The organism is Flavobacterium sp. (assembly GCF_044371705.1).
Classification (GTDB): Bacteria; Bacteroidota; Bacteroidia; order Flavobacteriales; family Flavobacteriaceae; genus Flavobacterium.
This window is the reverse complement of sequence record NZ_JBILTE010000089.1, coordinates 1-11,154: the sequence shown is the minus strand read 5'-3', so window position 1 is coordinate 11,154 and position 11,154 is coordinate 1. Positions and strand designations below refer to the sequence as shown.

General features: G+C 35.8%; 10 protein-coding genes. 6 read left to right on the top strand and 4 right to left on the bottom strand.

The genetic code is table 11. The features are described 5' to 3' along the window. Positions 1-219, top strand: a 219-nt coding sequence (locus tag ACIQ2S_RS07715; protein ID WP_396174661.1) for a porin, incomplete at its 5' end; no start/stop codon positions are given. 107 nt (positions 220-326) lie between these two features. On the opposite strand, the gene ACIQ2S_RS07710 is transcribed toward ACIQ2S_RS07715, so the two are convergent. From ACIQ2S_RS07710 to ACIQ2S_RS07700, 3 genes are read right to left on the bottom strand one after another with little or no spacing between them, the layout of a single operon-like run. Beyond that, positions 327-2,210, bottom strand: a complete 1,884-nt coding sequence (locus ACIQ2S_RS07710; RefSeq protein ID WP_396174659.1) for a M1 family metallopeptidase — start codon at positions 2,208-2,210, stop codon at positions 327-329. A gap of 2 nt (positions 2,211-2,212) precedes the next feature. Beyond that, positions 2,213-3,817 carry a S8 family peptidase gene (locus ACIQ2S_RS07705; protein ID WP_396174657.1) on the bottom strand — a complete coding sequence of 535 codons (1,605 nt, stop codon included), beginning with the start codon at positions 3,815-3,817 and terminating at the stop codon, positions 2,213-2,215. A gap of 57 nt (positions 3,818-3,874) precedes the next feature. Then, entirely contained in the window at positions 3,875-4,735 is an 861-nt protein-coding gene (locus tag ACIQ2S_RS07700; RefSeq protein WP_396174655.1) for an MBL fold metallo-hydrolase, read from the bottom strand. Positions 4,736-4,905: 170 nt separating this feature from the next. Here ACIQ2S_RS07700 and ACIQ2S_RS07695 point away from each other — a divergent pair, with 170 nt between their 5' ends. The 5 genes from ACIQ2S_RS07695 to sufD all read left to right on the top strand — a co-directional run bounded on the left by ACIQ2S_RS07695 (position 4,906) and on the right by sufD (position 9,449). Next, positions 4,906-5,235 (top strand): HesB/IscA family protein, encoded by a 330-nt coding sequence (locus ACIQ2S_RS07695; RefSeq protein WP_396174653.1) that lies wholly within the window; start codon positions 4,906-4,908, stop codon positions 5,233-5,235. A gap of 52 nt (positions 5,236-5,287) precedes the next feature. Beyond that, positions 5,288-6,736, top strand: coding sequence for a Fe-S cluster assembly protein SufB (sufB, locus tag ACIQ2S_RS07690; protein WP_396174651.1), 1,449 nt, complete (start codon positions 5,288-5,290; stop codon positions 6,734-6,736). 135 nt (positions 6,737-6,871) lie between these two features. Continuing rightward, on the top strand, positions 6,872-7,621 hold the full coding sequence (sufC, locus tag ACIQ2S_RS07685) for a Fe-S cluster assembly ATPase SufC (protein ID WP_396174649.1): 750 nt from the start codon (positions 6,872-6,874) through the stop codon (positions 7,619-7,621). Between the two features lie 79 nt (positions 7,622-7,700). Continuing rightward, the gene (locus tag ACIQ2S_RS07680; RefSeq protein ID WP_396174647.1) at positions 7,701-8,090 is read left to right on the top strand and encodes a four helix bundle protein; all 390 of its coding nucleotides are present in this window, start codon (positions 7,701-7,703) and stop codon (positions 8,088-8,090) included. A 42-nt stretch (positions 8,091-8,132) separates the two neighbouring features. Further along, entirely contained in the window at positions 8,133-9,449 is a 1,317-nt protein-coding gene (sufD, locus tag ACIQ2S_RS07675; RefSeq protein ID WP_396174645.1) for a Fe-S cluster assembly protein SufD, read from the top strand. A 292-nt stretch (positions 9,450-9,741) separates the two neighbouring features. Here sufD and ACIQ2S_RS07670 read toward each other — a convergent pair whose 3' ends face one another. Beyond that, positions 9,742-11,085, bottom strand: a complete 1,344-nt coding sequence (locus ACIQ2S_RS07670; protein ID WP_396174643.1) for a serine hydrolase domain-containing protein — start codon at positions 11,083-11,085, stop codon at positions 9,742-9,744. Positions 11,086-11,154 lie beyond the last annotated feature (69 nt).

The following is an 11,154-nucleotide window of genomic DNA, read 5'->3' as shown; positions in this document are numbered from 1 at the left end:
AAATATGGTGCTTGGGAAATAGTATCCCGAATTGGTAGAAACGATTTACAAACAAGAACGATTAATGGTGGAATCAATAATCGCTATAATTTAGGTCTAAATTGGTGGGCTACTCAATATTGGAAGGCAGGATTAATCTATGGAGTTAGTAATTTAGATAAAAATGGAGTAACAGGAATAACCAATAGTTTGCAATTCAGATTGCAATGGATTTACTAATTAATTCTTATGAGATTTTAAGTTTTAAAAGATAAAAATCACTCACTTTTTTAAATGGAAAAGGGCTGAAATCTTTTCAACCCTTCTATACTATTTCTGTTTAATAATTATCTTACTTTTTCGTAGTAATTATTTTCCTTATTTACATCTGCCATCAAACCGCTAGGGTCGATAACGATTGCTTTTATTGCCGATTTTGGTTTTGAAACACTAAATTCAAAAGTTGGATATGCCCAACCCCAACCTTCTAAAACAGTTCGTTTGATTTGTGGATACGGATTTTCTTTTTCAAAACGCATTAGTGGATTTGGCACATAAAAACTTTCCATGGAATCATCTTCATAAACTACTAAAATATCCAAAGGCATGGGTATTCTTCCGATCCGTTCTAAAATAACCTTACCATCGTCTTTGATTTCTTTAATGCCATAATCAATCGTGCTGGTTGTTTGCGTCCAATCTACCAAATACCAGTCTAAAACAGCACCGGAAACACGCTCAGCCGAACGTTTGAAGTCATTTGGCGTTGGATGGGTAAATTTATAATCATGATAATAACGTTTTAAGGTTTTCATCATGTTTTCGGAACCAATTAAATAACCTAATTGTGTTAAAAAAACGGTTCCTTTGCTGTAAGAAGAAATTCCATAGACTTTATTTTCGTCGTAACGATCGGCATGTGTAGACTGTGGTTGTTCTTTTCCGCCGGCAACCATCGCAAAATAGTTGTTATAAGCACTTTGAAAAGGATTGTCTTGTTTTTTATTTTTATTAGGCATGATTTCATTCATTGCTAGATCAGAAATAAAAGAGGTAAATCCTTCATCCATCCATTCGTGTTTACTTTCATTTGTTGCCAAAATTTGCTGAAACCAAGAATGTGCCATTTCATGAGCGGTAACTCCTACCAAACTTGGTAACGAACGTTTTCCGGTAATTAATGTGCACATGGCATATTCCATTCCTCCATCACCGCCTTGAATGACGGAATATTGTTTGTACGGATAGGTGCCGATAGCTTTATTGAAAAAGGATAATAATTCAGCCGTTTTTGGCTGCATATCCTTCCAATTTTTAATGTATTCAGGGTCATTTTTGTAGAGGAAATGTAATTCAACGCCATTTTCTCCAATGATTTTGTCGTGAATAAAATTGTTGTCGGCACCCCAAGCAAAATCATGCACCATTGGTGCTACAAAATGCCAGGTCAAGTTTTTGGTTTTTTTTGAATGTTTTACTTCAATACCGGTATCTTGATAGCCATGACCAATTTCATTTTTATTCTGTAAATAGCCCGAAGCTCCAATGGTATAGTTTTTATCGATGGAAATTTTGACATCATAATTTCCCCAAACACCGTGAAATTCTCTTCCGATATAGGGATCAGCATGCCAACCTTCAAAGTCGAATTCACAAATTTTTGGGTACCATTGTGTCATTGACAAAGCGACTCCTTCAGAACTATTTCTTCCCGAACGACGAATTTGCTCGGGAACCTGTCCGTCAAAATCTAAAGAAAATGTAGTTTTCGATTTTGGCAAAAGAGGTTTTACTAATGTTACCTCCAAAATGGTTCCCACAACTTTGGTCGAGGCAACAACACCCTCATGTTTGAAATTTGAAATTTTTAAATAGCCAATTTGATCGGGCTTTAAGGTTGCAATTCGACTTTCTTTGACCTCTTTTTCTTCAACTTTGAATGTTTTGATCATCCGTTTGTCGGGATCGGTTATGGTTTGCAAACGAATATCCATTTCACTTCCCGGCTGAAAAGCGTTAGGAAATAAATGATAAAACACTTTTTTCAAAGTATCATTGGAGTTGTTGGTGTATTCTAGAATTTGAGTTCCAGTATATTGAAATGACTTAACATCCATCCAAACCTCCATTTTATAATCAGCTTGTTGTTGCCAATAGCCTGGATTTGGGTTGTTTTGAGCGTTTATAACACCCGACAAAGCGATCAAGAATAGTCCGAATATCTTTTTCATTGTTATTTTTTAGATAATTTTTCTGCCATTAGCAAAGCATTATACGCATTGATAATTTTGCCACTTACCGATAAATCTGCAAAGGGAATTTTATTGGATGCATCACCTCCAACGACTACTGTTTTTGGAATTGCCACACCACTTTCCATCATAATTTGTTTTACTTGAGCAGCCGTTAAATTAGGATAATACGAACGAATCAACGCGGCAACTCCTGCAGCATTTGGCGAAGCCATTGAAGTTCCTTGTTCATATTTGAATTCATTATTGGGAACCGTAGCATAGATCTTAACCCCAGGAGCAAAAACATCCACATCTTTTTTGCCATAATTAGAAAAATCAGCTACTAATCGTGTACTATATTCATAATTTAATGCACCAATTTTGATAAAATTTGACGAGATTTCTGCCTCACCTTCACGGTCGTTTGGATAGCTTTCAACAACATCTAAATCCTCTGCATCATTGCCGGCCGCATGTACAAAAAGCACATCTTTGCTAGCAGCGTATTTGATTGCTTCGTACACCCACTCTTTTTGAGGAGAGAATCCTTTTCCAAAACTACCATTGATCACCTTTGCACCATTATCAGCAGCATAACGAATGGCCAACGCAATATCTTTATCATATTCATCTCCGTTTGGAACGGCACGAATAGCCATAATTTCCACATTGCTTGCTACACCATCACCTCCTAAATTGTTACCTCTCACTTGTGCAATGATTCCGGCCACATGTGTTCCATGCAAGGCATATTTTTTATCCGAACCCCAAACTTGATTGTTGCCGTAATTTTTTGTTGAAAAATCTTCAGCATTATCACCTAAGGTTTTTCTACCATCATAATCCATCTTTAAATTGTAATTCAACATATCAAAAATTTGTTCTTGATAAGCATCTAATTCTTTGATTAATTCTTCGCGTGGCGTATTGGAAAGAATTTGAGTCATCAACAATTTATAATTGCCTAAAGTCGGATTCGTTGTCAAAATTGATTTAACATCTTCGAGCGTATAATTTTCCTTTTTTAAATGTTCTGCGATAGCTTTATCTGCATTCAAAATAAAGTCTAATTGCTGTTTTCCTTGAAGAGCTTCTTGTTCTTTCTCTTCAAATTTTTCTTGGGCTTTTTTAAATGTTTCTGAGCCATCGTCTCCTTTTTTCAGAATGCGAACTAACTCTAAATTTTCATTCACAATGTTTCCTAGAAAATTCCAACCATGAATATCATCAACATAACCGTTTTTGTCATCGTCGATTCCGTTTCCGGGAATTTCTTTGGTGTTGGTCCAAACCCGACCTTTTAAATCTTCGTGTTCAATATCGGTGCCGCTATCAATTACGGCAACAATGACTTTTTGTCCATTTTTGTTTTTTAATAATTCTTCATAGGCACGATCTACACTCATTCCGGGAATAGTATCCTTTAGCAAGTCTAAATGACTCCAGCGAAGTAATTCCGCACCTGTAATTTTACTGTTTTTTAAGGGAACTGTTTCTGCAGAAATCGGACTAATTTGAGTGTAAGAAATATTTTTTGAGGTTCCGCAACCGGTTAATAGCAAACCTGATACGGCAACAATAGCAATGTACTTTAAATGATTCATTTTAAAAATTTTGAAGTAAAAATATAATTTTATTAAAGTTTATTTAGGAGATTAACACTATCTTAAGACATCTTCACATTTGAAAACTTCTTTTAAGCGAACGCCTTTTTCTGTTTTTTCAACAGTGATGATTTCGTTGTGAGCATCATGTTCTAAAAATAAGTAATAATTATCTTCAGCAGCAATATTCATAAATTTAGCTTTTTCATCCAATGTTAACAGTGGTCGGGTGTCATAACCCATCACATAAGGCAAAGGCAAATGTCCAGCAGTTGGCAATAAATCGGCACAAAAGACAATGGTTTTATCTTGGTATTTGATATGTGGAAGCATTTGCTTCTCAGTATGACCATCTGCATAAAAAATACCGAAATCCATTTCTTCCGAAAAACCAAAATCACTGTTGGGTCTTTTAATAAAATTTAACTGACCACTTTCTTGCATTGGAATGATATTCTCGTGCAGAAAAGAAGCTTTTTCACGTGAATTGGGTTTAGTAGCCCATTCCCAATGATTTTCATTTGTCCAAAATTTTGCATTTTTGAAAGCGACTTCATAGCCTGTGCGGTCTTTGTTCCAGTTTACGCTACCTCCACAGTGGTCAAAATGAAGATGCGTCATAAAAACATCCGTCACATCATCACGATGAAAACCATAGCTAGCCAGAGATTTATCTAAAGAATGTTCCCCCCAAAGTGAATAATATCCAAAAAACTTATCCGATTGTTTACTTCCCATTCCAGTATCGATCAAAATCAATCGCTTTCCTTCTTCAATTAATAAACAGCGGGCAGCAATGTCGATGAGGTTGTTTTCATCAGCCGGATTGGTTCGGTTCCAAATGGTTTTGGGTACCACGCCAAACATAGCGCCACCATCGAGTTTAAAGTTACCTGCTTCTATGGGGTATAGTTTCATAATTGAACTTGATTATAAAATGTTTCGCAAATTACTAAAAACATACGTTTTAGAGGGTTTATAATAACTTTTTTCTATCAAATCATTCGTTATAAAAATGTTAGAAATTGTTTTATTTTTCTTGATTTGGTGTATATTTGCCCTTTATTTAGACAAAATCAAAATAGCAAATGATAAAAGTTTCAGATACAGCCAAAAAGAAAATCATCGATTTGATGCAAGATGATGGTTTTGATGCTACCCGCGATTACGTTCGCGTAGGCGTGAAAAGCGGTGGTTGTTCCGGTTTGTCTTATGATTTAAAATTTGACAAAGAAATCGGAGAAAACGACAAAGTGTTCGAAGATAACAATATACGGGTAGCAGTTGAAAAGAAAAGTTTTCTCTACTTAGCGGGGACAATTCTAGAATTTTCAGGCGGATTAAACGGAAAAGGATTTGTATTTAATAATCCAAATGCGAACAGAACGTGTGGTTGCGGAGAGAGTTTTTCTTTATAAATTCAATAACTCTGTCAGAGTTTCAAACTCTGACAGAGTTGTAAAAAAAATTATGAGTAAATATACCGAAGACGACTTAAAAGTCGAATTAGAAACCAAAGAATACGAATACGGATTTTATACCGAATTAGACTCGGAAACGTTTCCTATTGGTTTAAACGAAGACATTGTCCGTGCGATTTCTATGAAAAAAGAAGAACCGCAATGGATGACCGATTGGCGTTTGGAAGCTTTTCGTGCTTGGCAGGAAATGATTGAGCCGGATTGGGCAAATGTACATTATGATAAACCCGATTTTCAAGCGATTTCCTACTATTCCGCTCCAAAAAAAGCAGATCCAAACAAAACATTAGACGACGTTGATCCGGAATTGTTAGCGATGTATAAAAAGCTCGGAATTTCAATCGATGAACAGAAAAAAATGAACAATGTGGCGATGGATATAGTGGTGGATTCGGTTTCTGTTGCAACGACTTTCAAAAAGACGTTGGCTGAAAAAGGAATCATTTTCATGAGTATATCTGAAGCTATCAAAGAACATCCGGAGTTGGTTCAAAAATATTTAGGAACCGTTGTTCCACAAAAAGACAATTTTTATGCCGCTTTAAATTCCGCTGTTTTTTCAGATGGGAGTTTTTGTTACATTCCAAAAGGTGTAAAATGTCCAATGGAATTATCTACTTATTTCCGTATCAATCAAGCGGGAACAGGTCAGTTTGAACGAACGTTATTAATTGCCGATGAAGGCAGTTATGTTTCGTACTTAGAAGGTTGTACTGCTCCAAGTCGTGACGAAAATCAATTGCACGCCGCTGTGGTAGAATTAATTGCGATGGACGATGCTGAAATTAAATATTCAACGGTTCAAAACTGGTATCCAGGAAATAAAGAAGGAAAAGGCGGTGTTTTTAATTTTGTGACCAAAAGAGGTTTGTGCGAGAAAAACGCAAAAATTTCTTGGACGCAGGTGGAAACCGGTTCGGCCATTACTTGGAAATATCCTTCAGTAATTTTGAAAGGAAATAACTCGATTGGCGAATTTTATTCCATCGCTGTAACCAATAACCACCAACAAGCCGACACCGGAACAAAGATGATTCATTTAGGGAAAAACACTAAATCAACTATTATTTCCAAAGGAATTTCTGCCGGGAAATCCCAGAATAGTTACCGAGGCTTGGTTCGAATTAGTGCCAATGCCGATAATGCCAGAAACTTTTCCCAATGTGATTCACTTTTGATGGGAAATAATTGTGGAGCACACACGTTTCCGTATATCGAAAGTAAAAACACCTCTGCCAAAATTGAACACGAAGCAACAACTTCAAAAATTGGAGAAGACCAAGTTTTTTATTGCAATCAACGTGGTATTCCAACTGAAAAGGCGATTGCCTTAATTGTAAATGGTTTCAGCAAGGAAGTACTGAATAAATTACCAATGGAATTTGCGGTAGAAGCACAAAAATTATTGGAGATTTCATTAGAAGGGTCTGTTGGATAAATAAGTTTCAAGTTTCAGGTTTCAAGTTATGCCTGAACGAAACATAAGAACAATCAAAAAAGATAAACAAATAGTAGATGTTTCAAAAATTGAATAAACGAACTTGAAACATTAAACTTGAAACAAAAAACAAAAATGTTAAGCATAAAAAATTTGCACGCTTCCATCGAAGACAAAGAAATATTAAAAGGGATCAACCTTGAAATCAAAGCCGGCGAAGTACATGCCATCATGGGACCGAACGGTTCCGGGAAAAGCACACTTTCTGCTGTAATTGCCGGAAATGAAAATTACGAAGTAACCGAAGGTTCCGTTGAATTATTAGGCGAGGATTTAGCTGAATTAGCTCCCGAAGAAAGAGCTCACAAAGGTATTTTTCTATCGTTTCAATATCCGGTAGAAATTCCAGGCGTATCAGTAACAAATTTCATGAAAACAGCCATCAACGAAAACCGAAAAGCCAATGGGAAAGACGAGATGCCGGCCAACGAAATGTTGAAATTGATTCGAGAAAAATCAGAATTATTAGAAATTGACCGCAAGTTTTTGTCTCGTTCGTTAAACGAAGGTTTCTCGGGTGGTGAGAAAAAACGTAATGAAATTTTTCAAATGGCGATGTTGGAACCCAAAATTGCTATTTTAGATGAAACCGATTCAGGTTTAGATATCGATGCCTTGCGAATTGTGGCAAACGGCGTAAACAAATTAAAAAGCAATGAAAATGCGGTTTTAGTCATCACGCATTATCAACGCTTATTAGATTATATTATTCCTGATTTTGTGCATGTATTAATGGATGGAAAAATCGTAAAATCTGGCGGAAAAGAACTGGCTTATGAGCTTGAAGAAAAGGGATATGATTGGATTAAAAGTGAATTGGTTTAAAATTTGTTTCAGGTTTCAAGTTTCAAGACTCAGTTTTTTTCCATCAATTTAGTATAAACCATTTAAATATATATATGCCATGGCAACAATTACAAAGTTTGAAGATTTAGAAATTTGGCAAGAAGCCAGAAAATTAGCAAAAGAAATTTATATAATTTCTAAAGAAACTGATTTAAAAACAGATTTTAGATTTAAAGAACAAATAAAAGCATCATCAGGCTCTGTTATGGATAACATTGCAGAAGGTTTTGAAAGAGATGGAAATATTGAATTTCGTCAGTTTTTATCCATCGCCAAAGGCTCTGCCGGAGAATCAAGGTCACAAATTTATAGACTTTATGATTACGAATATATTTCAGTAGAAAAGTTTGAAGATTTGAAAACGAAATATGAAAATTTAAGTGGTAAGATAAAAAACTTTATAACTTATTTAAACAAAAAAGACTTTAAAGGCAACAAGTTTCAATAACCTAAAACCTGAAACTTGAAACCTGAAACTAGAAACCAACAAATGGAACTAAAAGAAAAACTCATATCATCCTTTATGGCTTTTGAAGAAAAAGTTGATGTAACTGCACAGCTGCACGACATTCGAACTTCTGCCATCAAAAACTTTGAAAACAAAGGGTTCCCTACCAAAAAAGAGGAAGCTTGGAAATATACCTCACTGAATTCAGTTTTAAAAAACGATTTCTCTGTTTTTCCAAAAAGGGAAAATTCGATTGAATTTAAAGAAGTAAAAGAGTATTTTCTTCATGAAGTCGACACTTATAAGTTGGTTTTTGTAGACGGTAAATTCAGTTCGTTTATGTCGTCAACCACACACGAAGGAATTGACGTTTGCTTACTATCATCGGTGCTGACAAAGCCAAAATATAAAATGATTTTGGACACATATTTTAACCAAATAGCGAGCAAAGACGAAAGTTTAACCACATTAAATACCGCTTTTGCTCAAGAAGGAGCCTATATAAACATTCCAAAAAGCAAAGTGGCCGACAAACCTATTGAAATCATCCATTTTTCAACCGGAGTCGAAAGTGCCTTAATGGTGCAACCTCGAAATTTGATTATTGTTGGCGAAAATGCTCACGTGCAAATCATCGAACGTCACCAGAGTTTGAACAGTAATCCGGTATTGACCAATTCAGTAACCGAAATTTTTGCTCAAAAACGAGCGATTGTCGATTATTACAAAATTCAAAACGACGAACAAACAGCTAATTTGATTGACAATACGTATATCTCTCAAAAACAAGAGAGTAGAGTTGCGGTGCATACGTTTTCTTTTGGTGGAAACATCACCCGAAACAACTTGAATTTCTATCATTTTGGCGAACGAATCGATTCCACCTTAAAAGGAATTACGATTATTGGCAACAAGCAACACGTGGATCATTACACATTAGTGAATCACGCGACACCTAATTGCGAAAGTCATCAAAACTATAAAACCATTTTAGGCGGAAGCTCTACCGGCGTTTTCAACGGAAAGATTTTTGTGGAAAAAGAAGCCCAAAAAACCGATGCTTTTCAGCAAAACAACAACATTTTGTTAAGCGACAAAGCCACCATCAATGCCAAACCACAATTGGAAATTTTTGCCGATGATGTCAAATGTTCACACGGCTGTACCATTGGTCAGCTGGACGAAAGTGCGATGTTCTACATGCAACAACGAGGCATCCCTAAAAAAGAAGCCAAAGCTTTATTGCTGTATGCTTTTTCCAACGAAGTTATCGAAAGCATCAAAATACCTGAACTCAAACAACGCATCACAAAGATTATTGCGATGAAATTGGGTGTTAATTTGGGGTTTGATTTATAAGATTTAACCTGAATTTGTGTCATTTCGACGAAGGAGAAATCTCATAATCAAATTTTTTTTATTTGAAGCGAATGGCTTGGGCATTTTTGGAAACCATATTCCCGCTTCCCGTTGCAATAAAAAAGTCCCGAGTTTTTTCGGAACTTATTTATTTCCACTGCAACCTGCCTGCCGGTAGGCAAGGTCGGGGCTAGAGAATTGACTGTATTGAACTTCAGGAAATTTATTCTTTTGAGCTCCAATTAGTATCTTCAGTCTTTGCGTCCTTTGCGTAAATCTTAGCGGTTAAAAATTACTTAATACTTTCAATCACCCCCTTCATCATCCCATTAAAATCAAAATCTTCATCTTCCGTCAATCCAAAACGAATAATTACTAGTTCTTTGGATGGTATAATAATCACTTTCTGACCTTGAAAACCGCCACAGAAATACATATCTTTCGGCACATCAGGATATTTTCCACCAGCGTTTAACCAAAAATGACCACCATATTCTCCGTTGGAAGTTGGTGTAGGAGTAGCGACGTATTTTGCCCAACTTTTATCAAAAAGCTGTTCGCCATTCCAATTGCCTTCGTGCAAATAAAGTAAGCCAAATTTTGCCCAATCACGAGCTGTTGCCCATCCATAGGAAGAACCTACAAAGTTTCCGGCCATATCAGGTTCAATCAACATCGAATGCATGCCAATTCTATCAATTAATGAGGCGTACCAAAAATCTAAATATTCTCGATGGGTTTTAAATTGTCTTCGCAAAATTCCTGATAGTAAATTTGTTGTTCCGGAAGAATAATTCCAATGCGTGTTAGGTTCAAAAGCAGCCGATTTTTCCAATTGTATTTTCGCCATATCTTCTTCAATAAACAACATTTTCGTCACATCCGAAATTTTTCCATAATCTTCTTCCCATTCTAAACCGGAATTCATTTGAATTAAATTGTGTAAGGTGATTTTTGAACGTTCGTCATTTGCCCATTCATTCACCGGAGCAGGTTTGTTAATGTCAATTTTTCCTTGATATTGCAAAAGTCCAAAATACGTAGCCGTAATGCTTTTAGTCATTGACCAACCTAAGAATCTGGTGTTTTTGGTAAATTCGTTTTCGTATTTTTCGGCAATGATTTGATCTTTATAAATCACCAAAAGAGCTCGCGTTCGCTTGGTTTTAAAACCGGGTTTATCAAATGCATCAGCAACCGCTTTCTTCAATTTTTGGTAATCTACCTCGGGAAAAACCGTGTCTTTTTGATTTTGATCTCCGTATGGAAAAGGTAAATTCGTTTCCAATTTTGTTCGTTTCGGAACCAAATAAGGTTGTGTTTCATCGTAATCATCGGTTACTAATGTAGCTCCTAAACCTTCTCTGTAAATGGCTTTGCGTTTTTTTAATCCATAAACAGAAGAGGTCGCAAATTTAGATTCTTTATTAATATCAATCGAAGCCAGTCGAACCAAATCGATGTCGTTATCACCTTGTTGAATAACTTCTAATGGCCGGCGGTCAATGAAATGTCCGGAAGCTACACTTTTTGCAGCAAATCCTGATAGAATGTCTAATTTTGGGTACGTAGTTGCACCAAAATAGAATACAATCAGCAAAATAAGAAAGCCGAAATATTTGAGAAACTTTTTCATTTTAAAAATTATTTGCTGCAATTTATAAAATAATACAAAATGCACGTTAATTATATGAGGAAATGGTTT